Annotated in this window: 24 protein-coding genes; 6 read left to right on the top strand and 18 right to left on the bottom strand. The window is 74.9% G+C overall.

What is annotated here, in order from left to right:
- Positions 1 to 144: 144 nt before the first annotated feature.
- The 5 genes from FHU37_RS04940 to argC all read right to left on the bottom strand — a co-directional run bounded on the left by FHU37_RS04940 (position 145) and on the right by argC (position 5,260).
- The gene (locus FHU37_RS04940) at positions 145 to 702 is read right to left on the bottom strand and encodes an arginine repressor (RefSeq protein ID WP_179813007.1); all 558 of its coding nucleotides are present in this window, start codon (positions 700 to 702) and stop codon (positions 145 to 147) included.
- On the bottom strand, positions 699 to 1,973 hold the full coding sequence (locus tag FHU37_RS04935) for an acetylornithine transaminase (RefSeq protein ID WP_179813006.1): 1,275 nt from the start codon (positions 1,971 to 1,973) through the stop codon (positions 699 to 701). Before FHU37_RS04935 ends, FHU37_RS04940 begins: the two co-directional genes overlap by 4 nt.
- On the bottom strand, positions 1,970 to 2,917 hold the full coding sequence (gene argB / locus FHU37_RS04930; protein ID WP_179813005.1) for an acetylglutamate kinase: 948 nt from the start codon (positions 2,915 to 2,917) through the stop codon (positions 1,970 to 1,972). Before argB ends, FHU37_RS04935 begins: the two co-directional genes overlap by 4 nt.
- Positions 2,918 to 2,978: 61 nt before the next feature.
- The gene (gene argJ, locus FHU37_RS04925; RefSeq protein ID WP_376774010.1) at positions 2,979 to 4,112 is read right to left on the bottom strand and encodes a bifunctional glutamate N-acetyltransferase/amino-acid acetyltransferase ArgJ; all 1,134 of its coding nucleotides are present in this window, start codon (positions 4,110 to 4,112) and stop codon (positions 2,979 to 2,981) included.
- Between the two features lie 119 nt (positions 4,113 to 4,231).
- Complete coding sequence (gene argC, locus FHU37_RS04920) at positions 4,232 to 5,260, bottom strand: N-acetyl-gamma-glutamyl-phosphate reductase (RefSeq protein WP_179813003.1); 1,029 nt, start codon at positions 5,258 to 5,260, stop codon at positions 4,232 to 4,234.
- Positions 5,261 to 5,511: 251 nt separating this feature from the next.
- Between argC and FHU37_RS04915 the strand changes: the two genes are divergently transcribed.
- The gene (locus FHU37_RS04915; protein WP_179813002.1) at positions 5,512 to 5,787 is read left to right on the top strand and encodes a hypothetical protein; all 276 of its coding nucleotides are present in this window, start codon (positions 5,512 to 5,514) and stop codon (positions 5,785 to 5,787) included.
- A 56-nt stretch (positions 5,788 to 5,843) separates the two neighbouring features.
- On the opposite strand, the gene FHU37_RS04910 is transcribed toward FHU37_RS04915, so the two are convergent.
- Positions 5,844 to 7,106: a glycoside hydrolase family 10-like protein gene (locus tag FHU37_RS04910; RefSeq protein ID WP_179813001.1), complete on the bottom strand. Its 1,263-nt coding sequence runs from the start codon at positions 7,104 to 7,106 to the stop codon at positions 5,844 to 5,846.
- A gap of 209 nt (positions 7,107 to 7,315) precedes the next feature.
- On the opposite strand from FHU37_RS04910, the gene FHU37_RS04905 reads away from it, so the two are divergent.
- Both FHU37_RS04905 and FHU37_RS04900 read left to right on the top strand, forming a co-directional pair.
- Positions 7,316 to 7,822 carry a DUF6314 family protein gene (locus FHU37_RS04905; protein ID WP_179813000.1) on the top strand — a complete coding sequence of 169 codons (507 nt, stop codon included), beginning with the start codon at positions 7,316 to 7,318 and terminating at the stop codon, positions 7,820 to 7,822.
- Between the two features lie 179 nt (positions 7,823 to 8,001).
- A complete protein-coding gene (locus tag FHU37_RS04900; protein WP_312892421.1) occupies positions 8,002 to 8,922 on the top strand; it encodes a 3-hydroxybutyryl-CoA dehydrogenase in 921 nt (306 codons plus the stop codon).
- A 251-nt stretch (positions 8,923 to 9,173) separates the two neighbouring features.
- Here FHU37_RS04900 and FHU37_RS04895 read toward each other — a convergent pair whose 3' ends face one another.
- The 8 genes from FHU37_RS04895 to infC form a co-directional block, all read right to left on the bottom strand.
- Positions 9,174 to 9,968, bottom strand: a complete 795-nt coding sequence (locus FHU37_RS04895; protein WP_179812999.1) for an SGNH/GDSL hydrolase family protein — start codon at positions 9,966 to 9,968, stop codon at positions 9,174 to 9,176.
- A 258-nt stretch (positions 9,969 to 10,226) separates the two neighbouring features.
- Complete coding sequence (pheT, locus tag FHU37_RS04890) at positions 10,227 to 12,743, bottom strand: phenylalanine--tRNA ligase subunit beta (protein ID WP_179812998.1); 2,517 nt, start codon at positions 12,741 to 12,743, stop codon at positions 10,227 to 10,229.
- Entirely contained in the window at positions 12,743 to 13,864 is a 1,122-nt protein-coding gene (pheS, locus tag FHU37_RS04885) for a phenylalanine--tRNA ligase subunit alpha (RefSeq protein ID WP_179812997.1), read from the bottom strand. The genes pheT and pheS overlap by 1 nt, the downstream gene beginning before the upstream one ends.
- Positions 13,865 to 14,265: 401 nt before the next feature.
- Positions 14,266 to 15,522, bottom strand: a complete 1,257-nt coding sequence (locus FHU37_RS04880; protein WP_179812996.1) for a sensor histidine kinase — start codon at positions 15,520 to 15,522, stop codon at positions 14,266 to 14,268.
- 161 nt (positions 15,523 to 15,683) lie between these two features.
- Entirely contained in the window at positions 15,684 to 16,583 is a 900-nt protein-coding gene (locus FHU37_RS04875) for a TrmH family RNA methyltransferase (RefSeq protein WP_179812995.1), read from the bottom strand.
- Positions 16,584 to 16,798: 215 nt separating this feature from the next.
- Positions 16,799 to 17,194, bottom strand: coding sequence for a 50S ribosomal protein L20 (gene rplT / locus FHU37_RS04870; RefSeq protein ID WP_179812994.1), 396 nt, complete (start codon positions 17,192 to 17,194; stop codon positions 16,799 to 16,801).
- A gap of 142 nt (positions 17,195 to 17,336) precedes the next feature.
- Positions 17,337 to 17,531, bottom strand: a complete 195-nt coding sequence (gene rpmI, locus FHU37_RS04865) for a 50S ribosomal protein L35 (RefSeq protein ID WP_179812993.1) — start codon at positions 17,529 to 17,531, stop codon at positions 17,337 to 17,339.
- Positions 17,532 to 17,667: 136 nt separating this feature from the next.
- Positions 17,668 to 18,345 carry a translation initiation factor IF-3 gene (gene infC, locus FHU37_RS04860; RefSeq protein ID WP_179812992.1) on the bottom strand — a complete coding sequence of 226 codons (678 nt, stop codon included), beginning with the start codon at positions 18,343 to 18,345 and terminating at the stop codon, positions 17,668 to 17,670.
- A 419-nt stretch (positions 18,346 to 18,764) separates the two neighbouring features.
- On the opposite strand from infC, the gene FHU37_RS04855 reads away from it, so the two are divergent.
- Both FHU37_RS04855 and FHU37_RS04850 read left to right on the top strand, forming a co-directional pair.
- Positions 18,765 to 19,181: a DUF1844 domain-containing protein gene (locus FHU37_RS04855; RefSeq protein ID WP_179812991.1), complete on the top strand. Its 417-nt coding sequence runs from the start codon at positions 18,765 to 18,767 to the stop codon at positions 19,179 to 19,181.
- 276 nt (positions 19,182 to 19,457) lie between these two features.
- Positions 19,458 to 20,375 carry a Gfo/Idh/MocA family protein gene (locus FHU37_RS04850; protein ID WP_179812990.1) on the top strand — a complete coding sequence of 306 codons (918 nt, stop codon included), beginning with the start codon at positions 19,458 to 19,460 and terminating at the stop codon, positions 20,373 to 20,375.
- Between the two features lie 8 nt (positions 20,376 to 20,383).
- On the opposite strand, the gene FHU37_RS04845 is transcribed toward FHU37_RS04850, so the two are convergent.
- The 4 genes from FHU37_RS04845 to FHU37_RS04830 all read right to left on the bottom strand — a co-directional run bounded on the left by FHU37_RS04845 (position 20,384) and on the right by FHU37_RS04830 (position 24,808).
- Entirely contained in the window at positions 20,384 to 21,247 is an 864-nt protein-coding gene (locus FHU37_RS04845) for a thioesterase II family protein (protein ID WP_179812989.1), read from the bottom strand.
- A 185-nt stretch (positions 21,248 to 21,432) separates the two neighbouring features.
- Positions 21,433 to 22,158 carry an MIP family channel protein gene (locus FHU37_RS04840; protein ID WP_179812988.1) on the bottom strand — a complete coding sequence of 242 codons (726 nt, stop codon included), beginning with the start codon at positions 22,156 to 22,158 and terminating at the stop codon, positions 21,433 to 21,435.
- 164 nt (positions 22,159 to 22,322) lie between these two features.
- Positions 22,323 to 23,081, bottom strand: coding sequence for an SseB family protein (locus FHU37_RS04835; RefSeq protein WP_179812987.1), 759 nt, complete (start codon positions 23,079 to 23,081; stop codon positions 22,323 to 22,325).
- Positions 23,082 to 23,671: 590 nt separating this feature from the next.
- Complete coding sequence (locus FHU37_RS04830; RefSeq protein WP_179812986.1) at positions 23,672 to 24,808, bottom strand: NAD(P)/FAD-dependent oxidoreductase; 1,137 nt, start codon at positions 24,806 to 24,808, stop codon at positions 23,672 to 23,674.
- A gap of 247 nt (positions 24,809 to 25,055) precedes the next feature.
- Between FHU37_RS04830 and FHU37_RS04825 the strand changes: the two genes are divergently transcribed.
- Complete coding sequence (locus tag FHU37_RS04825; RefSeq protein WP_179812985.1) at positions 25,056 to 25,973, top strand: SDR family NAD(P)-dependent oxidoreductase; 918 nt, start codon at positions 25,056 to 25,058, stop codon at positions 25,971 to 25,973.
- Positions 25,974 to 26,062: the final 89 nt, after the last annotated feature.

The raw sequence follows: 26,062 nt of genomic DNA, 5'->3' as shown, positions 1-26,062 counted from the left end.
GCGCTGGGTCGGGCTGGTGGTGCCGTGGTCGGAGTCGAGGGTTCACCGGTGTGACGGACGCGTTCCGGGTGACGGGACGTGCCGGGAACTGACGGGAGGTGCCGGGAGCCGGCGGGATGCCGGGCGGCCGCGGTGTGCAGGAGGTTACTGCGCCTTGGACTCCGCCAGGTGCAGCATGTAGGCGGCCAGGTCCGCGCCGCCGTTCGGATCCCGGGACACCAGCAGCACGGTGTCGTCCCCGGCGATCGTGCCCAGCACCTGTCTCAGACCGGCCTGGTCGATCGCCGAGGCGAAGAACTGGGCCGCCCCGGGCGGGGTGCGCAGCACCACCAGGTTGGCCGAGGCCTCCGCGGAGACCAGCAGCTCGGCGGCGAGCCGGGCCACCCGGCCCTCCACGGCCGGCTCCTCCACCGGCGGGCGGGGGGTGCGGTCGCCGCCCTCGCCGGGCACCGAGTACACCAGGGCGCCGGAGGCGTCGCGGATCTTGACCGCGTTCAGCTCCTCCAGGTCGCGGGAGAGCGTGGCCTGGGTCACGGCCAGTCCGTCGTCGGCGAGCAGCCGGGCCAGCTGGCCCTGGGAGCGGACCGGGTGCCGGGTGAGGATGGCCACGATGCGGCGGTGCCGGGCGGTGCGGGTGTTGGGCACCGCCTGGACCCGCCGGGCGCCCTCCCCGCCGGCGCCCCCGGCCGCCTCGCCGGTCACCGCGGGCCCCCGGCCGAGGCGTCGTCCAGGATCGCCGGCAGCGCGGCCAGCAGCGCCTCGGTGTCGCCCTCGGTGACCACCAGGGGCGGGGCGAGCCGGATGACGTCGGCGGCGACCGCGTTGACCAGGAAGCCGTGCCGGCGGGCGGCGGCGGCCACCTCGGCGGCGACCGGGGCGGTCAGCACCAGGCCGATCAGCAGGCCGAGGCCGCGGACCGGGCCGAGCAGCGGGTGGTCCATGGCCCGCACCGCCTCGGTGATCCGCTTGCCGGTCTTGGTGACGTGGTCGAGCAGGCCCTCGCGCTCGATGGTGTCCAGCACGGCCAGGCCGGCCGCGCAGCACACCGGGTTGCCGCCGAAGGTGGAGGCGTGCTGGCCGGGCTGGAGCAGTTCGGCGGCCTCGCCGAGGGCGACGCAGGCGCCGAGCGGCAGGCCTCCGCCGATCCCCTTGGCCAGGGTCATCACGTCCGGGACGACGGGCTCGCCGCCGGTCAGCTCGGGCGCCTGGTGGGCGAACCAGTAGCCGGTCCGGCCGATCCCGGTCTGCACCTCGTCCAGGATCAGCAGGGCGCCGTGCTCGCGGGTGATCTCCCGGGCGGCCCGCAGGTAGCCGTCGGGCGCCGGCCGCACGCCGTACTCGCCCTGGATGGGCTCCAGCAGCACGGCGGCGGTGGTCCCGTCGACGGCGGCCCGCAGCGCCTCGACGTCGCCGTAGGGCACGTACTCCACGCCGCCCGGCAGTGGTTCGAAGCCGGAGCGCTTGCCGGGCTGGCCGGTCAGCGCCAGGGCGCCCATGGTGCGGCCGTGGAAGGAGCCCTCGGCGCTGATCACCTTGGGACGGCCGGTGCGCCGGGCGATCTTGAAGGCGGCCTCGTTGGCCTCGGCGCCGGAGTTGGCGAAGAAGACCTTGCCGCCGCCCGCCGCGTCGGCGCCGACCAGCGTCAGGAGCCGCTCGGCGAGTTCGACGGCGCGGGTGGAGATGAACAGGTTGGAGACGTGGCCGACGGTGCCGATCTGCTCGGTGACGGCGCGGATGACCGCCGGGTGGGCGTGGCCCAGGGCGTTGACGGCGACCCCGGAGAGGAAGTCGGTGTAGGTGGTGCCGTCGGCGTCGGTGACCCGGGCGCCGCTGCCGGAGACCAGGGCCAGCTCGGGCGCGCCCAGGGCGGGGTTCATCGCTCCGCGCCAGCGCTCGGCGTAGGCGGCGTTGGAGGTCTCGGCCGCCGGGGCGGCCTGGGCGAGGGCGGGCGAGGTGCTGCTGGGCGGGGTCATGGGGTGGCCTCCGTGGCGGTGGTGGGGGCGGTGTGGTCGTCCTCGTCCGGCACGACCATGGTGCCGATGCCCTCGTCGGTGAATATCTCCAGGAGCACCGAGTGCTGGACGCGGCCGTCCAGCACCCGGGCGGTGTTGACGCCGCCCCGCACGGCCCGCAGGCAGCCCTCCATCTTGGGGACCATGCCGGAGGAGAGGGTGGGCAGCAGCGCCTCCAGCTCGCTGGCGGTCAGCCGGCTGATCACCTCCTCGCTGTTCGGCCAGTCCGCGTACAGGCCCTCGACGTCGGTGAGGACCACCAGCATCTCGGCGCGCAGGGCCACCGCCAGGGCGGCGGCCGCGGTGTCGGCGTTGACGTTGTAGACGTGGCCGTCCTCGCCGCGGGCGATGCTGGAGACCACGGGTACGCGGCCGTCGTCCAGCAGCGCCCGGACGGCGCCGGGCTCGACCCGGACGATGTCGCCGACCAGTCCGATGTCGACCGGCTGCCCGTCGACCAGGGCGTGCCGCTTGCGGGCGGTCATGGTGTGCGCGTCCTCGCCGGTCATGCCGACGGCGAACGGGCCGTACTCGTTGAGCAGCCCGACCAGTTCGCGCTGCACCTGCCCGGCGAGCACCATGCGGACGACGTCCATGGTCTCCGGGGTGGTCACGCGCAGCCCGCCGGTGAACTCGCTGGCCAGGCCGAGGCGGTCGAGGTGGGCGTTGATCTGCGGGCCGCCGCCGTGCACCACGACCGGCTTGAGGCCGGCGAAGCGCAGGAAGGCGACGTCGTGGGCGAAGGCGCGCTTGAGCGCGTCGTCGACCATCGCGTTGCCGCCGAACTTGAGCACGACGGTGGCGCCGTGGAAGCGCGCCAACCACGGCAGCGCCTCGATCAGCACCTGTGCCTTCGGCAGGGCGCTGTGGCCCCGGGCCTGTTCGGCCGTTCCACTGGTGCGCATCGGTTGGGCTCCCCCTGTCCGGTTGGTGGGTCGCGCCTGGCGGGTCCTTCGGCGGGGGCCGTCAGGAGGAGTAGGCGCTGTTCTCGTGGACGTAGTCGGCGGTGAGGTCGTTGGTCCAGATCACGGCGGTGGCGTCGCCGGCGGCCAGGTGGGCGGTGACGCGGACCTCGCGTCCGGTCATGTCGACCAGGTCGCGGTCCTCGGCGGCGGCCCCGGCGCGGCAGACCCAGACGCCGTTGATGGCGACGTCGAGCCGGTCCGGCTCGAAGGCGGCGGAGGTGGTGCCGATGGCGGAGAGCACCCGGCCCCAGTTGGGGTCCTCGCCGTGGACGGCGCACTTGAAGAGGTTGTTGCGGGCGATGGAGCGGCCGACCTCGACGGCGTCGTCCTCGGTGGCGGCGCCGGTGACCTCGATGCGGATGTCCTTGCTGGCGCCCTCGGCGTCGTGGACCAGTTGCTGGGCGAGGTCGGCGCAGACCCGGCGGACGGCCTCGGTGAACTCGTCGGCGGGCGGGGTGGTGCCGCTGGCGCCGGAGGCCAGGAGCAGGACGGTGTCGTTGGTGGACATGCAGCCGTCGGAGTCGACCCGGTCGAAGGTGGTGCGGGTGGCCTCGCGCAGCGCGGCGTCCAGGCCCGCGGCGTCGACGTCGGCGTCGGTGGTGAGCACCACCAGCATGGTGGCCAGGCCGGGGGCGAGCATCCCGGCGCCCTTGGCCATGCCGCCGACCACCCAGCCGCCGGCGGCGGTGGTGCCGGGGCCGGCGACGGCGGTCTTGTGCACGGTGTCGGTGGTCATGATGGCCCGGGCGGCGGCCTCGCCGCCGTCGCCGGTCAGCGCGGCGACGGCGGTGTCCACGCCGGGCAGCAGGGCGTCCATGGGCAGGTGCACGCCGATCAGGCCGGTGGAGCAGACGGCGACCTCGCCGGCGCCCACCTCGGTGCCGCCGGCGGCGGTGAGGGCGGCGGCGACCTTCTCGGCGGTGGCGTGGGTGTCCTGGAAGCCCGTGGGGCCGGTGCAGGCGTTGGCGCCGCCGGAGTTGAGCACCACGGCGGTCACTGCTCCGGCCTTGAGGACCTGCCGGGACCACTGGACCGGGGCGGCCTGCACCCGGTTGCTGGTGAAGACGCCGGCGGCGGCGCGGCGGGGGCCGTCGTTGACCACCAGGGCGAGGTCGAGGGCGCCGCCGTCCTTGATGCCGGCCGCGACGCCGGCCGCGCGGAAGCCCCGGGCGGCGGTGACGCCGGTGCCGGGCGGGACCGCCGTGGCCGCGGATCCGGCCGCGGGGGATCCGGCTGCGGGGGTGGGCGCTTGCGTCACGGGGCCACTCCGATCGTGTCCAGGCCGAGTTCCTCGGGAAGCCCGAGGGCGATGTTCATGGACTGCACGGCACCGCCGGCGGTGCCCTTGGTCAGGTTGTCGATGGCGCTGATGGCGATCAGCCGGCCGGCGCCGGGGTCCAGCGCGATCTGCACCAGCGCGGTGTTGGCGCCCAGGGTGGCGGCGGTGGTCGGCCACTGGCCCTCGGGCAGCAGGTGGACGAACGGCTCGGCCTGGTAGGCCCGCTGGTAGGCCTCGCGCAGCGCCTCGGCGGTGGTGCCGGGGCGGACGCGGGCGGTGCCGGTGGCCAGGATGCCGCGGGCCATGGGGGCGAGGGTGGGGGTGAACGAGACGGTGACCGGCTCGCCCGCGACGACGGAGAGGTTCTGCGCCATCTCCGGGGTGTGCCGGTGCACGCCGCCGACGCCGTAGGGGCTCATCGAGCCCATGACCTCGGAGCCCAGCAGGTGCGGCTTGAGCGCCTTGCCGGCGCCGGAGGTGCCGGTCGCCGCGACCACCACGACGTCCGGCTCGACCAGGTGGGCGGCGAAGGCGGGGAAGAGCGCCAGGGAGACCGCGGTCGGGTAGCATCCGGGCACCGCGACGCGCCTGGTGCCCTTGAGGGCGTCGCGGGCGCCGGGCAGCTCGGGCAGGCCGTAGGGCCAGGTGCCGGCGTGCGGGGTGCCGTAGTAGCGCTCCCAGTCGGCGGCGGAGGTCAGCCGGAAGTCGGCGCCGCAGTCGACGACGAGCACGTCGGGCCCGAGCCGCTCGGCCACCGCGGCGGACTGGCCGTGCGGGAGGGCGAGGAAGACGACGTCGTGCCCGGCGAGCACCTCCGGCTCGGTGGGCTGGAGGATCCGGTCGGCGAGCGGGGTGAGGTGCGGCTGCAGGGCGCCCAGCCGCTGTCCGGCGTTGGAGGCCGCGGTGAGCGCGCCGATCTCGATCTCGGGGTGGCGGACGAGCAGGCGCAGGAGCTCTCCTCCGGCGTACCCGCTGGCCCCGGCCACCGCTGCCCGTATGGTCACGCTTCCTCCGTCGATCGTCACGGCTCCCGCCCGCCCGCCTCGGCCGCGGGTGCCGCCCCGGCGGTCGGGCCGGGGCGGGATGCTTCGCAGCATGACTATACGGGTGTCGGAAGTTTTATGCCATCGAGTCGACCGGCCGGGCTGCCCCGGGAGACCGATTGACCCGTCCGGGTGACCGGCATCACACTGGATCGACGGGCGCGCCCCGCGCCGCCCCTCGACCACGCTCCCGAGTGCCCCGGGAAGACCACATGTCCGTCACCGTGCCCCACGGGGCCACCGCACTGCACTCGCACACCGCCGTCGGCCCGGCCGCGGCGACGCTCGGCGTGCTGGGAACGCTGACCCCGCTGGTCACGCTCGAACCGCCGCTGACCGCCCTCTTCGGCCTCGCCGCCCTCACCCTGGGGGTCGCCGGCTACCTGCGCTCCCCGCACCTGCCGAGCACCGACCGCTCGCTGTCCCTGGTCGGCTTCTCGCTCGGCCTGTTCTGCCTGGCCCTGGCGGTCTCGCTGCCGCGGGCGTGACGCCGCCGCCCGTCCGCCCTCGGGCGCCCGCGCCGCCGGCACCCCCGCGCGGCCGGTCACGACCAGTGCTCGTCCACCATCCGGGTCACCGCGCCGAGCGGGTCGCGCCGCACGTCCCCGGCGGAGAACAGCACGTGCCCGCGCACCTCGGCGAGCGTGCCGGCCAGTTCCAGGTGCCGGGACAGCTCGCCCGCGTCGTGCCAGGCCGCGGGCTGCCCGGCCGCGCCCACCTTGTACACCGCCTCGCCGATCGCCAGCTGCACCGAGGTGTCCCGCACCTGCTCGGCCCACCAGCGCACCACCGTGTCGTAGTCGGCCGCCGAGTGGCCGATCTCCCAGTACACCTGCGGGACGACGTAGTCGATCCACTCCTTCCGGACCCACCTGCGGGAGTCCGCGTGGAGGTCGTCGTAGCTGGCGAACGCCTGGGTGTCGCTGCCCCTGGGGTCGGCGGACGCGTTGCGCCACACCCCGCTCGGGCTGATGCCGAACCGCAGGCCCTCGCGGACCGCCCGCACCTCCCGCCCGGTCTCCCGGACCAGCGTGTTGACGTTGTCCCGGCGCCAGGCCGCCCGGTCCTCGAAGCCCTGGCCGTGGCTCTCCCAGCTGGCGTCGTCCCCGAACGGCACCCCGCCGGTCTCCTGCGGGTAGAAGTAGTCGTCCCAGTGCACGGCGTCCACCGGGTAGGCGTGCGCCACCTCCAGCACGACGTCCCGCACGTGCCGCTGCACCTCCGGCCGGCCGGGGTCGTAGTACAGCTTGCCCTGGTAGGCGATGACCCACTCCGGGTGGAGGCGGGCCGGGTGGTCCTCGGCGAGCCGGTCGGGGTCGTCGTGGGCGGCGATCCGGTAGGGGTTGAACCAGGCGTGCAGCTCCAGGCCGCGCGCGTGCGCCTGCTCGACGGCGTGCCCCAGCGGGTCCCATCCCGGATCCTGGCCCTGGGTGCCGGTGAGCACCGCCGACCAGGGCTCCAGCGCGGAGGGCCACAGGGTGTCGGCGTTGGCCCGCACCTGGAGGACGACGGTGTTCATCCGGTGCCGCACGGCGAGGTCCAGCCAGGCGTCGAGTTCGGCGCGCTGCTCCTCCACCGGCAGCCCCGGGCGGGACGGCCAGTTCAGGTTGCCGGTGGTGGCCACCCAGGTGCCGCGCATCTCCTCACCGGACGGCGGCACGGCGCTCCGGGTGGCGGCCACGGCGCCCTGGGGTCCGAGGCGCCACAGCCCGGCGCCGCCCAGCAGGGCGGCACCCAGCGCCCCGACCGTCGCCACACCGAAACCCCGCCGACTCGTGCCGACCCGGCGCCCTGTCCTGTTCCCCATCCCGACCACGCCTCTCCGTTCGCCATCCCGTATCCGCCCGGACACATCGGGTGAGGAAATGCTGCCCGGCGTCGGCGCGCCTGACACAGTGACACCCCGACCCGGGCCGGGACGAGCCACGTCGTTCCTGGTAGGGACAGCACCTGGCTAACCGTCAGGAATATCGGAGCGCGCCGAGTGATCGGGAATCCTCTGGAAAGAATATGGTCATGCGACAGCAACAATCCGGCAATGCCCGGTTCATCGCCCCGTCGCCCTTCGAGGCGACGCCCGTCACCGACACCCTCGCCTACCTCGAAGGGGTCTGGCGCCTGGACCGCACCGTGCTGGACCGCGCGACCGGCCACCGCGGGACGTTCCACGGCGCCGTCACCTTCACCCCGCTGGGCGACGGCACCCTGCACGCCGCCGAGCGGGGGACGCTGACCTGGGAGGGCGTGCCCCGACACGCCGAACGAACGCTGCTGTACCGGCCCGGATTCACCGCCGGCACCGCCGCGGTGCACTTCGCCGACGGCCGGTTCTTCCACGACCTCGACCTGCGCCGCGGCGAGTTCACCGCCGAGCACTTCTGCGGCGCGGACACCTACGCCGGCAGCTACACCGTCTTCGGGCGCAACGGCTGGAACGTCTCCTGGGCCGTCCGCGGACCGGCCAAAGACCTGCTCATCAGCAGCGACCACGTGCGGGCCGACCGCCCGCTGTCGGACAACTGAGGGGCCGGCCGGCCGTCCCCGCCCGCGGTCCAGTCCCCACACCCCCCACCCCCTCTCCCACCTCCCCGACGCCCCCTCCCCGCGCCCCGGCCGGAACACCCCGCCGCCAGGCGTGGTCGAGGGGGCGTCGGCGCGGTACCGTCAGCTACCGTACTGATCGGTAACCAACGGGAGAGACAGTGACGACCGTCAACGAAGACCCGTCCCCCGCCGCCGCGGCCGGCCCGGAGGCGGCCTCGGACATCCAGCGCGTCGGCGTCGTCGGCGCCGGCCAGATGGGCTCCGGCATCGCCGAGGTGTGCGCCCGCGCCGGCCTCGACGTCCGCATCGTCGAGGTCAGCGGCCAGGCCCTGGAGATCGGCCGCTCCCGGCTGTGGAACTCCCTGGACCGCGCGGTCGAGCGGGGCAAGCTGGAGCCGGCCGAGCGGGAGCGCCTGGTCGAGCGGCTGGAGTTCACCACCGACATCACCGAACTGGCCGACCGCGACCTGGTGATCGAGGCCGTGGTGGAGAACCTCCAGGTCAAAACCGAGCTGTTCACCGCCCTGGACCGGGTGGTCACCCGCCCGGACGCGATCCTGGCGACCAACACCTCCTCGTTCCCGATCATCCGGATCGCCACCGCCACCAGCCGGCCGCAGCAGGTGCTGGGCATCCACTTCTTCAACCCGGCCACCGTGCAGCCGCTCGTCGAGCTGATCCCCTCGATGGCCACCTCCACCGAGACCGTCGAGCGGGCGCACGCCCTGGCCACCGCCGTGCTCGGCAAGCAGGCCATCCGCGCCGGCGACCGCGCCGGCTTCGTGGTGAACGCGCTGCTGATCCCCTACCTGCTCAGCGCCGTGCGGATGTACGAGTCCGGCTTCGCCTCCGCCGAGGACATCGACAACGGCATGGTCTACGGCTGCGCCCACCCCATGGGCCCGCTGCGGCTGACCGACCTGGTCGGCCTGGACACCACCCTTGCGGTCGCCGACTCGCTGTGGGAGGAGTTCCGCGAGCCGCAGTACGCCGCTCCCCCGCTGCTGCGCCGGATGGTCGACGCCGGGCTGCTCGGCAAGAAGGTCGGCCGCGGCTTCTACGACTACACCAAGGACTGACCCCGGGCGGCGCGCCCCCGCTGGGCCGGCGCGAACGGCTCCCTCCCCGTGTGGGGGCGCCCGCCGACGCCCCCACACGATCCAGCGGCGATGCGGGCGGGCAGCGCCACCCAGCTCACCGGGTTCGACGCGTGGATGCTCCGCGACTTCTGGCGCCACCCCAAGGGCCGTTGCGGGCTCCGACCGACGCCGCGGGGACGCCGGTGGGCCGGGCGGGGGACTCCCCCGCCCGGCCCACCGCTCGCCGTCGGTCAGACCGCCGCGCTGAAGGCCGGCAGGTAACCGCTGGTCTGGCCGGCCCGCGTCGGGTGGTAGGACTCGTACACCGGCAGGGTCACGCTGTGCAGCCAGGAGCTGCCGGAGCAGATGCCGTGCCCGGTGAACGGCCCGGCGATGTCGACGAAGGTGAAGCCCGCGGCGGCGGCGCGCTGCGCGATCACCGAGTTCAGCACGTCCGCGCCGTTGTTGATGGCCGCCCGCTCGGTCTCCGTCATCCCGACCACGCAGGTGCCGTTGAGCTGGTAGAAGCGCGGGTAGCCGAGGACGAACACCTGCGCGTTCGGCGACCTGCTGCGGATCTGCGAGTAGAGCCGGTCCAGGTTGCCCGGGAGGATGGTCCGCACCTCGTTGATGGCCGCGTTGACCGCCGACACGCAGGTGCTGGTGGACCACAGCACGCAGTCGGTCATCACGTCCGCGAAGCCGACGTCGTTGCCGCCCACGCTGATCGACACCAGGCCGGTGGTCGAGCTCAGGGCGCCGAGCTGGCTGCTCGTCACCGACGCCGTGGTCGCCCCGGAGCAGGCCACGAAGGAGAACGAGGCCGGGGAGTTGGCGTTGGCCCACAGCCGGGGGTAGGCGTAGGCGCTGCGCCGGCAGTCACCGCTGGCGGAGTCGTAGCTGCCCGCGCCGACTCCGGAGGAGTAGGAGTCACCGAGCGCGACGTAGCTGGGCGCCGCCGCCGAGGCGGGGGAGACGAAGGCGAAGGAGAGCACCGCGGCCAGCAGGAGGGTGAAGGTGGCCGAGAGGAGTCTTCGGATCCTCATGGGGGTCAGAGCCTTCCAGGTGGTGGAGGGGTAGACGCGCGTAGATAGTTCTAACAGCGCGTCAGCCACCTGGGAAGGAGCGCACAGCAGCGCTACCCGTTTTGTTGTGATATGTCGTCAGCCGACGTTAAACACCGCTCCGAGCGCACGCCGGCGCATGCGTGACGCCCGGCCCAACGGGCAGTGAAGAGCCGGTTGGCCGCCCCCCGAAGCGATCGGGGAGCGGCCAACCGGCCCAAGGGGTGGTGGTGTGCCGGCCTAGGCGCCGCGCAGCACCGCCCCGGTGCGCTCGCCGGCCAGGGCCACCGCGGCGTCCCGCGCGGCGGTGGTCTCCTCGACGGTCAGCGTGCGGTCCGGCGCCCGGAACCGCAGGGCGTAGGCCAGCGACTTGTAGCCCTCGCCGATCTGCTGGCCGGTGTAGACGTCGAACAGCCGCAGGCTCTCCAGCAGCTCGCCGGCGCCCTCCCGGAGCGCGCCGGCCACCTCGGCGGCCGGGGTGGCCTCGGGCACCACCAGCGCCACGTCCTGGGTGGCCACCGGGAAGGTGGACACCCGGGGCGCCTGCACGGGGCCGCCGCTCGCCCCGGCGAGCGCGTCCAGGTCGAGCTCGAAGGCGGCGGTGCGCGCCGGCAGGCCGAGCGCCGTGACCACCCGCGGGTGCAGCTCGCCGGCGTGGCCGACGACCCGCTCCGCGCCGTCCTCGCCGACCAGCACGAAGGCGGCGCAGCGGCCGGGGTGCCAGGGCGCGTACTCGGCCTGCCGGACGGTCACCCGGGCCCGGGCGGCGTCGGCGACCAGCTGGGCGGCCCGCACCGCGTCGGCCCAGCCGGCCGGGCGTCCCTCGCCCCACCAGCCGGCGCGCTCCCGGGCGCCGGCCAGCACTCCGGCGACGTGCCGCGGCTGCTCCGGCAGGGCGGCGTCCAGGGCGGCCAGCTCCTCGTCGCTGGGACGACGGTCGACGGGCAGGCGCTCGATCCGCCCGCCGCCGGGGCGCGGGTGGAAGACCAGGCCGGTCTCGTACAGGGCGACGTCGCTGTTGCCGCGGCCCTCGTTGCGGCGCAGCGTGGCCAGCAGCCCCGGCAGCAGCGTGGTGCGCAGCAGCGGTTCCTCGTCGGAGATCGGGTTGGACAGCCGCACGGCGGTGCGCCGCGGGTCGTCCGCGTCGAGGCCGAAGGCGTCCCAGGCGGCGTCGCCGACGAACGGGTAGCACTGGACCTCGATCCAGCCGTCGCCGGCGAGGGTCCGGCCGACCGTGCGGACCAGGCGCTGCCGGGCGGTCAGGCCGAGGCCCGGGGGCAGCGTGGGCATGGTGGAGGGCAGCAGGTGGTAGCCCTCCAGCCGGATGACCTCCTCGGCCAGGTCGTTGGGGCCGACCAGGTCGGGGCGCCAGGTGGGCGGGGTGACGGTCAGCTCGTCGGCGCCGGTGACGCCGCAGCCGACGTCCTGGAGGCGGCGCACGACCGTGTCGCGCCCGTAGGAGGTGCCGGCCACCCGGTCGGGGTGGTCGGCCGGGATGACCACCGGGGTGGGCGGGGTGGTGGCGTCGACGTCGGTGACGCCGGGCTCGGCGGTGCCGCCGCCGAGCATGCACAGCAGGTCCACGGCGCGCTGCGCGGCGACGCCGGCGGCCCGCGGATCGACGCCGCGCTCGAAGCGGCGGGCCGCCTCGGAGGAGAGCCGGTGCCGTCGGGCGGCGCGGGCGATGGTCATCGCGTCGAAGTGCGCGGCCTCGATGACCACGTCGGTGGTGGGGCCGACGGCCCCGCCCGGGGTGTGGTTGATCTCGGAGGAGGCGCCGCCCATGACGCCGGCCAGCGCGATGGCGCCGCGGTCGTCGGCGATGACCAGGTCGCGCGGGTCGAGGGTGCGCTCCACGTCGTCGAGGGTGCGCAGGGTCTCCCCGGCGGTCGCCCGGCGGACGGTGATCGGCCCGGCGAGCTGGCCGCGGTCGTAGGCGTGCAGCGGCTGGCCGAGTTCGAGCATCACGTAGTTGGTGACGTCGACGGGGAGGTTGATCGGCCGCATGCCGGCCATCTGGATCCGGCGCTGCATCCACAGCGGGGTGCGGGCCTCCGGGTTCAGGCCGGTGACCGCGCGGGCGACGAAGCGGTCGCAGCCGGCGGTGTCCTCGACGTTCACCGCGGGCCCTGGGCCGGTGCCGGCGGGCACGTCCAGCAGCGCCGGGTCGCGCAGCGCCACCCCGTAGGCGGTGGCGGCCTCCCGGGCGATGCCGCGCAGCGACAGGCAGTAGCCGCGGTCGGGGGTGACGGCGATGTCGAGGACCTCGTCGACCAGGCCGAGCAGCTCTATGGCGTCGGCGCCGACCTGCTGGCCGGGCGGCAGCACGATGATGCCGTCGTGCTCGTCGCTCATGCCGAGTTCGCGGGCGGAGCAGATCATGCCCTCGGACATCCGGCCGTAGGTCTTGCGGGCGGCGATCTGGAAGTCGCCGGGCAGGACGCCGCCGGGCAGCACCACGACGACCTGGTCGCCGACGGCGAAGTTGGTGGCGCCGCAGACGATGGACTGCGGCTCGCCGGTGCCGTTGGCGTCGCCGACGTCCACCTGGCAGTGCCGGATGGGCTTCTTGAAGCCGCTCAGCTCCTCGATGGCCAGCACCTGGCCGACGACGAGCGGGCCCTTCAGGCCGGCGCCGAGCTGTTCGACGGCCTCGACCTCGTGGCCGATGGCCAGCAGCCGGTCGGCGACCTCGCGCCCGGTGACTCCGGCCGGCAGGTCGACGTACTCCCGCAGCCAGGAAAGCGGGACTCGCATCAGATCTCCATCCCGAACGGGAGGGTGAAGCGCACGTCACCCTCGACCATGTCTCGCATGTCCCGCACGTCGTCGCGGAACATCAGGGTCCGCTCCAGGCCCATGCCGAACGCGAAGCCGCTGTACTCCGTCGGGTCCACGCCGCAGGCGGTGAGCACGTTGGGGTGCACCATGCCGCAGCCGCCCCACTCGATCCAGCCCTCGCTGGAGCAGGTCCGGCACGGGCGGTCGGGGTTGCCGACCGAGGCGCCGCGGCAGACGAAGCACTGCAGGTCCAGCTCGGCGGAGGGCTCGGTGAACGGGAAGTAGTGCGGGCGCAGCCGGGTCACGATGCCCTCGCCGAACATCGCGGTGGCGAAGTGGTCGAGGGTGCCCTTGAGGTCGGCCATGGTCAGGCCGCGGTCCACCGCGAGGCCCTCGATCTGGCCGAACACCGGGGTGTGGGTGGCGTCCAGCTCGTCGGTGCGGTAGGTGCGGCCGGGGCAGACCACGTAGACCGGCAGCTCGCGGGTGAGCAGGGAGCGCGCCTGCACCGGGGAGGTGTGGGTGCGCAGCACGATGCCGGACTCCTCCTCGCCGTCGGGGCCCTGGACGAAGAAGGTGTCCTGGAGGCTGCGCGCCGGGTGGTCGGGCAGGAAGTTCAGGGCGTCGAAGTTGAACCACTCGGCCTCGGCCTCGGGTCCCTCGGCGACCTCGTACCCCATGGCCACGAAGGTGTCGGCGATCAGCTCGGAGAGCGTGGTGAGGGGGTGGCGGGCGCCCTGCGGCCGACGGTCCCAGGGCAGGGTGACGTCGACGGTCTCCTCCACGAGGATCCGGGCCTCGTGCTCGGCCTGCAGCTCCGCCTGGCGGGCGGCCAGCGCCTTGTTGACCGCGCCGCGGGCGGCGCCGACCCGCTTGCCGGCGTCGGCCTTGGCGTGCGGGGGCAGCGCGCCGATCTCGCGGTTGGCCAGCGCCAGCGGGGAGCGGTCCCCGGCGTGCGCGGTGCGGGCCTCGCGCAGCTGCTCCAGGTCGGCGGCGGCGGCGATGGCGGCCAGCGCCTCCTCGCGCATCCGGGCGACCGATTCGGGTTTCAGCGCCTCGACCTCTACCGGGTCGTACGCGTTGTTCGGTGCGGACATCTCTTCCCGTGCTCCGTTGATGGTCGTCTCCTGCGTCCGTCGGCCGGTGGGCCCGTGGCGCACCGTCGGGGTGCGAGCCGTTCCGGCCGTGGTCCGCGGGGCGGGAGCGCGCGGCGGGGCGCCGGTGCCGCGTGTCCGGTGACGCGGGCGGGCGACCGCCGGGCCGGGCGGCGCGGTCGCCGCGGTCCGGGCGCACGGTACCGAAGCCCCGGGGCGGGTCCGGCGGAGGGTTCGCCGGCCACCCCGTCCGGGGGGGCCGGGCTCCGTCGGACACGCCCTGCGCGTGCTTCCGGGCAAGTCTATGGGCAACGCTCAGGCCATCGCGGTAAGGGCCTGCGGGGCCCGCCCGGGGTCGCGGCGGGCCGGCGCCGCGGCCGGCCCCGTGGCGGAGGCGGCGGCGGTCAGCCGCGCATGAACTCCGGGGTCGCGACGGGCAGCGTGAAGCGGAACCGGGCTCCCCCGCCGGCGGCCCGGCCGACGGTGATGGTGCCGCCGTGCGCCTCGACCAGGCCCTTGACGATGTACAGCCCGAGGCCGGTGCCGCCGCGCTTGTTGCCGCGCCAGAACCGGGTGAAGACGCGGCCCATGGACTCCTCGGGGATGCCCGGTCCTTCGTCGCTCACCGTCACCGCGATGCCCTCCTCGCCCTCGCCGGGGGGCGCCGCCCCCGCCTCCGCCGGCCCCTGGGCGGGTCCGGCCGTGGTCGGCTCGACCTCGATCATGACGGTTCCGGCGCCGTGCCGCACCGCGTTTTCCAGCAGGTTGGCGAGGATCTGGTCGACCTTGTCGGCGTCGGCCCACAGCCGGGGCAGCGGGCGGTCGCTCACCAGGATCCGGAAGCGCTCCTCGGGCTGGCCGGCGGCCACCAGGGCCTGCACGTGCCGCCGCACGGCGGCGACCGGGTCGATGACCTGCCGGTGCAGCTCCAGGCGGCCGGCGTCGATGCGGGAGATGTCCAGCAGCTCGGCGATCAGCCGGGTGACCCGGTCGGCGTCGGCGTCGACGGTCTCCAGCATGAGGCGCTTCTGCGGGTCGGTGAACCGGTCCCACTTGGCCAGCAGGGTGGCGGTGAAGCCCTTGACGCTGGTCAGCGGGGAGCGCAGCTCGTGCGCCACGGTGGCGATCAGCTCGGCGTGGTTGCGTTCGGCGCGCTGCCGGGCGGTGGGGCAGCGCAGCTGCACGACGAGCCGGTGCAGCGGCCCGGTGCGGCCCCCGGCGCGGGCGTAGCGGGCGGTGACCAGCACCTCCCGGCCCCCGGGCAGCAGCAGCAGGCGCTCCGGCTGTCCGGTGCGGGTGGCCAGCCCGCCGTAGGGGTCGGTCACCTGCCACCAGGGGCAGCCCTCCAGGTGTTGCAGGGGCAGCGCCTCGGTGATCGGCCGGCCGAGGGCGCTGTCCGCCGGGATGCCGGTCAGCGCGGTGGCGGCGGCGTTGAAGCACACCACCCGGCCGTGCTGGTCCGCCACCACGAGGCCGTCCGGGAGGTCGTCGGGGTGCAGGCCGGCCGGGTCGGCCTCGGGCACCGGCCGCACCACGGCGGCGCCGCCGACCGGGGTGACCGTGGTGATCACGGTGGGCGGCGCGACCGCGGTGGCCGCCGCCCCGGCCTGCTCCACCGCCGGCGCCGCCGCTCCTGCCGTTCCGACCGCCTCGCCGATCATCCCCGCCAGCCCCCTTCTCCGCGGGAGTCCGCGGCGTGGACACCCGGTGATCGCTCCTGGTGCTGCACGATGATGCCGCGCCCGGTGCGCGCCGCGCCACCCGCCGGGCCGGCGGGGGAACAGGTGAACGGGGTCGTCGTGGTGGGTGCGGTCGGCGCGCGTCAGCGCACGTCGCGGCGCGCGCTCGAACCGGTGCGCCCGGTGCGCTGCCCGCGCGCGGAGGCGTAGAGGCACACGGCGGCCGCGGTGGCCAGGTTGAGGCTCTCGGCGCGGCCGTGGATCGGGACCCGCACCACCTCGTCCGCCAGCGCCCGGGTCTCCTCCGGCAGGCCCCAGGCCTCGTTGCCGAAGATCCAGGCGGTCGGGGCGGCCAGGGTGCCCTCGTCCTGCTCGCTGTCCAGGTCGGCGAGGCCGGCGCCGTCCGCGGCGAGCACCCGCAGCCCGGCCTCGCGCAGCCCGTCCACGGCCCGCTCCACCGGGACGCCGACCACCACCGGCAGGTGGAACAGGCTGCCGACCGAGGCCCGCACCGCCTTGGGGTTGTACAGGTCCACCGAGGCGTCGGTGAGCACCACGGCGTCCGCCCCGGCGGCGTCGGCGCAGCGCAGCACGGTCCCGGCGTTGCCCGGGTCGCGGACGTGCGCCAGCACCGCGACCAGCCGGGGGCGGGCCGCGAGGACCCGCTCGAAGGAGACGTCCAGGAACCGGCAGACCGCGACGATGCCCTGCGGGGTGACCGTCTGGCTGACCGCGTCGATGACCTCGTCGGCCGCCGTGTGCACCGGCACGCCGTGCCGCCGGGCGGCGGCGAGCAGGTCGGCGTGGCGCTCGCGCGACTCCAGGGTGGTGAAGACTTCCACCACGGTGCCGCCCGGCGGGGCCACGGCGGGCTCGGGCAGCCGGCCGGCGGCGGCCTCGGCGTGGTGGGCGAGCGCCTCCCGGACGGCCTGCGGCCCCTCGGCGATGAACCGGCGCTCGGCGGTCCGGTGGCTGCGCCGCGCCAGCTTGCGGGCGGCGACGACGCGCGCGGAGCGCGGGGAGGTCAGCTCGGGACTGGCCATGGGCGGCGGTTCACTCTCCTGGAGCAGCCGGCGGGCGGGGCGCGGCCTTCGGCGCGTGGGGGGCGGGTGGGGGCGGGAAAGCGACGGACCCGCAGGCGGGGCCTGCGGGTCCGTCGGGGTACGCGCGGCGAACCGTGACGACCATGCCGGCCGGAGCGGCCGGGCGGGGGCGCCCGGCCTCACGGCCGGCGTGGCACGGTCGCTTCGGTGCCGGGTCAGGCGGCGGCGGGAGCGGCCTTCGGCGCGTTGACGTCGCTCGGCAGGGCCTTGCGGGCCACCTCGACCAGCGCGGTGAACGCCGTCGGGTCGTTGACCGCGAGCTCCGCGAGGATCTTGCGGTCGATCTCGATGTTCGCGGCCTTCAGCCCCTGGATGAGGCGGTTGTAGGTCAGGCCGTTGGAACGAGCGGCGGCGTTGATGCGCTGGATCCACAGCTGCCGGAAGTCGCCCTTGCGCTTCTTGCGGTCCCGGTAGTTGTAGACGAGGGAGTGGGTGACCTGCTCCTTCGCCTTGCGGTACAGGCGCGACCGCTGGCCGCGGTAACCGCTGGCCTGCTCGAGGATTGCCCGGCGCTTCTTCTGGGCGTTGACAGCCCGCTTGACGCGTGCCACTGATGTACTCCTTGGTGAGAACCGCGCGCGGCGACGACGCGGTCCGGTTGGTCGACTCGGTCCTGTTCGGCGGTGCGCTCCCCCGCCCGGGCCCCCGCGTCACCGCGTGGGCGGTGGCGGGCCGGCCCGGAGGGGCGCCGCGTCACTTGCCGAGGAGCTTCTTGACCTTCTTGGCGTCGGCCGGGGCCATCTCGGCGTGGCCGTCCAGGCGGCGCGTCCGGGTGGACGGCTTGTGCTCCAGAAGGTGGCGCCGGTTGGCGCGGGCGCGCATGACCTTGCCGGAGCCGGTCAGGCGGAAGCGCTTGCTCGCGCCACTGTGCGTCTTGTTCTTCGGCATTTCGCCGTCTCTCCTCGTCTCCGCGTGCCCCTCCGGCGAACCGGACGGGTACGTGTCTGCTTCCTACTCGTGGGCCGGGGCAGGCGTCAGCCCGCCCCGGATTCGCCCCACCGCGGCCTGTGGGCCTGCCGGCGGGTCAGGCGGCCCCACCGGTCTCGGGCTCCTGGGGCTGCTGGCCCTGGTCCTGCACCCGCTCCTGCCGCCGAGCGGTCCGGCGAGCGTCGGCGGCCTCGCGGGCCTCCGCCATCGCCTCGGTCTTCTTCTTGTGCGGACCGAGGACCATGATCATGTTGCGGCCGTCCTGCTTCGGGGCGGACTCGACGAAGCCGAGATCCTGCACGTCCTCAGCGAGCCGCTGGAGCAGCCGGTGCCCCAGCTCGGGGCGGGACTGCTCGCGCCCGCGGAACATGATCGTGATCTTGACCTTGTCGCCCTGCTTCAGGAACCGCACGACATGACCCTTCTTGGTGTCGTAGTCGTGGGCATCGATCTTCGGCCGGAGCTTCATCTCCTTGATGACCGTGTGCGCCTGGTTCTTGCGCGATTCACGGGCCTTCATGGCCGACTCGTACTTGAACTTGCCGTAGTCCATGAGCTTGCAGACCGGCGGCCGGGCGGCCGCGGCGACCTCGACCAGGTCCAGGTCATACTCCTGGGCAAGCTCCAGTGCCTTGGCAAGCGGGACGATGCCGACCTGCTCACCACTGGGACCGACGAGTCGCACCTCGGGGACGCGAATCCGGTCGTTGATGCGGGGCTCGGCGCTGATGGGGCCTCCTAGGTAGCACCGCGCGGTCGCCTCCTCGACGACCACGCAACGTGGGCGGTCGACCAGCTGGGGGCACGAGGCCGCGGCACTCGCAACACGACTACGCCCCGTACGGGACGCAGCGGGACTCCCAACCGGGAGCGCCGCCGCGGTCGGAACCGCTACGGGGCGCACACACAGGAACAGGCCCGGAACGAGGCGCACGCCGCCGAACGCGGCGACGGGCCTCCGAGGGCCGTTCACTGACCGGACCCGCCGACCCGGGGGTCGGTAGGGTGGGAGGGAGCCTCCACTTGCGGGCTGCACACGAACGTGTCCAGCCGGTCTTTCCATTAATCTACACCCCCCCGGGCCTGGGACGGAAACCCACCGGTGTCCCGGAGACCGCGGCGCGCGGGAGCCCGGCCGGCAGCCGGCCGCCCCCGGGCCGGACATCCGCCGCGCGGTGCGGCAGACTTCGTCACATGAACGACAGCACCCCCGACACCCCCGCCACGGACGGCACCCCCGTCGACGACGACCCCGCCACCGAGCGGCTCGCCGCGGAGATGGCCCGGGACATCGCCGACGTCCCCGCGGTGGAGGTCATCACCACGGTCGCGGTGCACCTGATGAGCGCCTCCGCCGTCACCCTCGGCCTGGCCGAGGAGGGCGAGAAGTACAAGGACCTGGACGAGGCGCGCAAGCTGATCACCGCGCTGGCCGGCCTGATCACCGCCGCCGCGCCGGAGATCGGCAACTACCACGCCCGCCCGCTGCGGGACGGCCTGAAGTCCCTGCAGCTCGCCTTCCGCGAGGAGTCGCTGGTGCAGGACGAGCCGGGCGCCGGACCGGGCGAGAAGTTCACCGGCCCGGTCTTCCCCTCCCGCCACCAGCGGTAGCCGACCCGCACCCCCTCCACCCACCCGGCCGACACCACCAGCGGTAGCGGCCCCCCACCCGGCCGGCACCACCCGACACCACCGGCTGCCCTCCACCGCCGTCCACCACGCCCCCGCCGCTCCCCCGCCACCCACGGCCCCTAGCCTGGGGCCGCACGGCCGCGCCCGGCCCCGCAGCACCGGCCCGGGCGGCGCCGTGCGGCCGGCCCCACCGCGCGGGCGGTGCGCCGGCACAGCCGTGAAGCGTGCAACCGTGAGAGAGGGGACCGCCTCATCATGAGGTTCGGACTGCTGGGGACGGGCTACTGGGCCGCCGAGACGCACGGGGCGGCGCTCGCCGCCCACCCGGAGGCGGAACTCGTCGGCGTGTGGGGCCGCGACGCCGCCAAGGCCGAGGCGCTCGCCACGCGCTACGGCGCACGCGCGTACACCGACGCCGACGAGCTGATCGCCGACGTCGACGCGGTCGCCGTCGCCCTGCCCCCGGACGTCCAGGCGGAGCTGGCCACCCGCGCCGCCGACGCCGGCCGGCACCTGCTGCTGGACAAGCCGCTGGCGCTGACCACGGAGGCCGCCGACCGGCTGGTGGAGGCCGTGGACCGGCGGGGCACCGCCTCCGTCGTGTTCTTCACCAACCGCTTCCACGCCCCGGTGGACGCGTTCCTGCGCGACGCCGCCGAACAGGGCGGCTGGTTCGCCGCCCGCGCCACCATGTTCGCGTCGATCTTCCGCCCCGGGAACCCCTACGGCGCCTCGCCGTGGCGCCGCGAGGCCGGCGGCCTGTGGGACGTCGGCCCGCACGCGCTCTCCCTGCTGCTGCCCGTCCTCGGCCCGGCGGAGCGGGTCACCGCGCTGGACGGGGCGCACGGCAGCGTGCAACTGCTGGTGGGGCACCGCGACGGCGCGGTCAGCTCGCTGGCGCTCACCCTGGACGCCCCCGAGGGCGGCATGGCCCACGAGTTCACGCTGCACGGCGCCCAGGGCGCCGTCACCGTGCCCGGCGGGGGCGGAACCGCGGTCGAGGCCATGACCACCGCCATCGGGACGCTGCTGGCCACCGTCCGGGACGGCGCGCCGGGGCACCCGTGCGACGTCCACTTCGGCCGCGAGGTGGTGCGGATCCTCCAGGCCGCGGACCGCTCGCGCCGCGAGGGCGTCACGGTGCGCCTGGCCGCGGAGCCGGCGACGCGCTGAGCGCCGCCCTACTCCACCACGGTGACGCCGGCCAGGGCGCCTCGCGCCCCGGCCGGCGTCAACCGTTCGACGACCCCGCGCAGCGCCGCGAGGAAGTCCGGGTCGCGCTGGAAGAAGTGGCCGCCGGCCACCAGGTGCGGGTGGAAGCCCGCGGTGGTGTAGGCCGACCAGGCGGCCATCTCCCCCGGGGAGGCCAGCAGGTCGGCGGCGCCCGCGAAGGCGTGCACCGGCACCGGCACCGGCCGGGGCCGCGCCGCCCGGAGGTCCTGGTTGAGCAGGAGGTCGTCGCGGAAGACGGCCACCACCCGCCCCAGCCAGCCGGGGCGGGCCAGCATCTCGTCCGGAATGCCGCCCAGGCCGCGCAGCGTCCCCACCAGCACCTCGTCGTCGAGGTCCGGACCGACCTCCACCGGGATCGGACGGTTCGGCGCCCGGCAGGCCCCCACCAGCAGGGCCAGCGGGGGGTTCGGGGCGCCGTCGCCCGGGCTCGTGCTCGTGCTCGTGCTCGCGCCATTGCTCGTGCTGGCGTTCGTGACGGCGTTCGCGCCCGCGCCGGCGCCCGCGCGGTGCTGGGCGAAGGCGTGCGCCACCAGGGCGCCCAGACTGTGGCCGTAGAGGGCATAGGGCTGGTCGAGCAGCGGGCCGAGGTGGGCGTCCAGCTCCGCCAGCAGTTCCCGCCGGGTGGTGATCCGCGGCTCCCGGTAGCGGGCCTCCCGTCCGGGCAGACGCACCGGCAGCACCTCCACCTCGGGCGGCAGGGCTCGCGGCCAGGGCGCGAAGACGGAGGCCCCGCCTCCGGCGTGGTGGAAGCAGAACAGGCGCAGGGCCGCGCCTGAGCGCGGCCGAGCGGCCAGGTAGGGGGTCGGGGTCATGCGGCTCCCGGTCGTCCGTGCTCGTTGGTACGGACGACGGTCCGCACGTGGGCTGGAGGGCGGCTCGAAGGACGGTGGAGGACGCCGCGCCGGCGGGCCCGCGATCCGAGCCGGCGCCCGCCTCCGCCGGGGCCCGGCTCCGGTTCCGGGTCGCCGGTTCAGGTAGCCAGTTTCGGGTCGCCGGTTCAGGTCGCCGGGGTGGCCGCCTCGACGTCGTCCACGTGCCCCTTGAACTCCTGCTCGTGGATGAACGGGTGCACCAGCGCCGCCAGCACCCCGCCCACCAGCGGCGCCAGGAAGAACAGCCACAACTGCGACAGCGCGTCCGCCCCGGCGAACAGCGCCGGCCCCAGCGAGCGCGCCGGGTTCACGGAGGTGCCGGTGAGCGGGATGCCGATCAGGTGCACCACGGCGAGCGCCATCCCGATCGCCAGCCCGGCGAAGTGCAGGGCGGCGAGCCGGTGGGTCACCGACAGCACCACCAGCACCAGCAGGAAGGTGAGCACCACCTCGGCGAGGAACGCCCCGCCGAGGGTGATGCCGACATCCGAACGGTCGCCGTAGCCGTTGCTGCCGAAGCGCCCCTCGGTGACCAGACCGGGCACCTGCCGAGCGACCAGGAACAGCACCGCGGCGCCCAGCACCCCGCCCAGCAGCTGGGCGACCCAGTAGCCGAGCGCGGTGCGGCCGTCGATCCGGCGGGCCACCAGGAAGCCCAGGGTGACGGCCGGGTTGACGTGGCAGCCGGAGATCGGGCCGAAGGCGTAGACGAGCGCCAGCAGCACCAGCCCGAAGGCCAGCGCGATGCCCAGCGCGCCCACGAAGTCCACGGCGAGCACGGCCGTGCCCACCGCGAAGAAGACCAGCAGCGCGGTGCCGAGGAACTCGGCGAGGAGCGAACGGGCGTCCATGGGGATCTCGCTCTCGGATCGGCGTGCCCCCCAGGGCAGACAAGCACGCTTCGTGCCGCACCGCATCCGGGGGCGTCCGGATGGCGTCCGGGGCCTGGTTTCCGAGCGGCGTCACAGGCCGGCGTTCGGGCGGCGTCAGGACGCGTCGCGTCGCGGCAGCCCCATCAGGGGTGGAACCACTGCCCCTCGACGGCCGAGCCGGGCTCCAGCACCGCGAGGTCCAGCCCGCGCACCAGGCGGGCGCGGAGCGCGGGGGCCTGCGCCAGCGCCTCGGCCAGTCGTCGGACCGTGCCGACCATCTCCTCCGCCGCGAGGGCGGGGTCCAACTCGACACCGAGCGTGGCGTCGGTCGGCGAACCGGGCTCGCCGGGCACCAGGACGGCGCGCCGCACCGCTGGTTCCCCCGCCAGCAGGGTGCGCAGGGCGGCCGTGACCCCGGGATCGGCGGCGGGGTCGGCGCTGCCGCGCCCCTCCGCGAGCGCCAGCAGCTCCGCGCCGGTGAGCTGGACGGGGACCGGCCCGGCGAGGTCGATCAGCAGGGTGTCGGCCTGCTCGCCGTAGGCCGCCTGGGCGGCGCGGGCCGCGGGCACCGGCACCGGCCGGGCGTCCGGCCGCCAGCGGGCGAGGGCCTCGGTGGAGGTGAAGGCGGGGAGGGCACGGCGGCCGTCCGGGGCCTGGATGGTCGGCACGGCCATGTCGCTGGTCTTCTCCCGGCGCAGCCCGTCCGGGCCGGTCTCGGCCTCCCCCAGGAGGGCCACGACCGGGACGAGCAGCCGGGCGGCGGCGAGGGCGGAGAACACCTCGGCGCGACGGGCGGGCTCGCCGGGGGCGTCCCGGTAGCGGTCGAGGGCCGCTACCAGCTGTGGGTCGGCGGAGCCGGAGTCACCGGCGAACCCGGGGTCCGGGATGTTCTTCAGCGTCACCCCGGCAGGGTAGCGCCGGGCCACCCGGCCCCGGCGACCGAGGGGCGCGGGGAGAGGCAGGGGCGGGGTAACCGGGGGCGAACGCAGGCGAAATGATGTGCACATGACTATTCCTCACCCACACTACCCCCTGGGGGAAAATGGGCCCCCGGGTTCAGGATCCCAGGTGGCGGGCACGCGGCGCACCCCCCATTGAAGGGTCTGTGGATAACTTCAGGCATGCCCATGGCAGAAAGGGCCACGTCCGCCGCCGAAGCCCGCACGCATATGACAGAAGCCGAAGTGCCCGAGGTGCGACGAAGGCAGAATCTCGCGCATTTACCCCCGCATACGGATTCATTTGTCCTGCGCATGACACTCTCTGGACGATCCTGCCCCATGGGGGTGAATGGACCCCCGGGTTCAGGATCTCAGGTGGCGGAGATGGAGCGCAGCCCCCGTCGGACAGCCTGTGGAAAACTCCGGGTGTGTACATGGCGGAGGCACGCGGCAACCGCCTGCTTCTGGGAGGGGGAGCGCAGCACACTCTCCCGCCCATGGAGGAAGCGGGGCGCCCCCGCCCCACGGAGCAGGCGAGGCCCCCCGGCCCCTCAGCCGCGCAGGCTGGGGCGCAGCGGGTCGAAGGCGGCCAGGTCGACTCCGGTCTCACCGGTGTCCGGCTTTCCCTCCAGCACCAGCTCGGCGACCAGTCGCCCCGCCAGCGGTGCCACGGTCAGGCCGGAGGCGCCGAAGCCGGTGGCGGCGAAGAGGCCGGGCACGGCGGAGAACGCGCCGAGCATCGGCTTGCCGTCGGGGCTGTGCGGGCGGAACCCGATCCGGGTGTCCAGCAGCGAGGCGTCGGCGAGGCCGGGTGCCAGTTCCAGGGCGCGGCCCAGCACCTCCGCGACGCCGCCGGCGGTGAGCCGGTGGTCGAAGCCGGCCCTCATCTCGCGGGTGGCGCCGGCGACCACCCGGGCGCCGGGGAAGGCCAGCAGGTAGTGGCTGGAGCCGATGGCGTGGACGACGGGCCAGGTCGAGGTGTCGTGCCCGATCAGGTGCAGGTCGACGATCTGTCCGCGTTCCGGGTGCACCGGCAGTCGGGGCGCGATGGGCTCGATCAGGGTCTGCGACCAGGCGCCGCCGGCGACCACCACCGCGTCCGCGTTCACCGCCTCGCAGTGCACGTCCACGCCCTGTACCCGGCTGCCGCTCATCCGCAGTTCGGCGGATCCGGTGCGCATCCGGGCGCCGTGGCGGACGGCGGCGCGCTGCATGGCGTCGCGCAGCTTGCGGCCGTCCACCCGGGCGCCGGACTCCACGTGGACGGCGCCGAGCCGCGGGTCGAGCGCCGGGAAGCAGGCGCTGGTCTCCCGTGGGTCGAGCAGGCCGACGCGGCCGAGCGTGGGGTCCTCGGCGGCGCGTTCGCGGACCAGGTCGCGGGTGCGGCGCAGCACGTCCGGGTCGCGGTGCACGGCGAGCGCGCCGACCCGGGCGTAGCCGACGTCGCCCTCGCCGTCCTCGGCGAGCAGTTGGGCGAGTCGCTGGTGGTAGACGGCGCCGGCCGAGGCGAGCCGGTACTCGTCGGGGTCGGGGTCGGGGGCGAGCCAGGGGGCGAGCATGCCGGCTCCGGCGGCGGTGGCCTGGCCGGCGTCGGCGCGGTCCACCAGCTCGACCTCGGCGCCCTTGCGGGCGAGGTGGTAGGCGATGCTGCTGCCGGCGACCCCGGCTCCAACGACAACGATGCGCATGGTCGCGTCCCGTCTGTGCGTGCGGCCGGACCGGGCGCGGGCGCCCGTGGGGGGGGGCGGCGCCCCGGCGCCGACGCCCGGGGCCCACCGTACCGGGGGATGTGGCGCGGGTCACGCCCCGCGCGGGGGTGGGCCCGGTCGAGGTCCGCGGCCGGCCGCCACGCCGTGGAGACGTGCGGGATCGCCGGTTCGGCGTGGGAGGATTCAGTTGGCTGACGGCCCCTCAATCGTGAGAGAAGAGTCGACCATGAAGAGCTCGATCATCGTCACTGGTGCATCCGCCGGCCTCGGGCTGTGTGCTTCCCAGGAACTGGCCGCGGCGGGGCACCACGTCGTCCTCGCCGTCCGCAGCGTGGAGCGCGGTGAGGCGGCCGCCGAGCGGATCCGGGCGAAGACGCCGGGCGCGAGCCTGGAGGTGCTCAGGCTGGACCTGGCCTCGCTCGCCTCGGTGCGCACCGGCGTCAAGGAGTTCCTGGCGAACGGTGACCGGCCGCCGCTGCACGGCCTGGTGTGCAACGCGGGTATCCAGGTGGTGAGCGGGGTGAAGCGCACCCAGGACGGTTTCGAGATGACCTTCGGCACCAACCATCTCGGCCACTTCCTGCTGATCCAGCTGCTGCTGGAGCACGTCGCCGAGCCGGGGCGGATCATCCTGGTCTCCAGCGAGACCCACCAGGGGCCGCGCAAGTCCATGGGCTTCCCGGCGCCGGTGTGGGAGGACCCGCGGGCGCTGGCCGACCCCTCGAAGTCCCGGCTGGACGGCTCCCCGAAGTCGGGGCGGATCCGCTACGCGACCTCGAAGCTGGCCAACCTCTACGCCACCTACGAGCTGGCGCGCCGGGTGGAGGGTCGCCGGATCACGGTGAACGCCTTCGACCCGGGCCTGATGCCGGAGACGGGTCTGGACCGGGACTGGCCGCCGCTGATGCAGCGCATGTACCACGGGATGGCGCCGCTGCTCACCCGGTTGGTGCCGGGTGCCCGGTCGGTGGCGCAGTCGGGGGCGGACCTGGCCTGGATGGTGACGGCGCCGGAGCTGGCCGAGGTGAGCGGCGCCTACTACTCGGGGCGGCGGCGGGTGCCGAGTTCGGCGGAGTCGCACGACCAGGCCCGGGCGCGGGAGCTGTGGGAGGCCTCGGAGGAGCTGGTGGCGGAGCGTTCCTGATCGGCGTGGGGGAACGCCCCGGCCCGCCCCGGTCGGTGACGGGGGCGGGCCGGGGCGTCGTTCGGGCGATCCGCTCCAGGTTCGGGTGG

The organism is Allostreptomyces psammosilenae (genome assembly GCF_013407765.1).
Taxonomy (GTDB): domain Bacteria; phylum Actinomycetota; class Actinomycetes; order Streptomycetales; family Streptomycetaceae; genus Allostreptomyces; species Allostreptomyces psammosilenae.
Note: the sequence above shows the minus strand (reverse complement) of the source record. Positions and strands in the feature narration are given on the sequence as shown.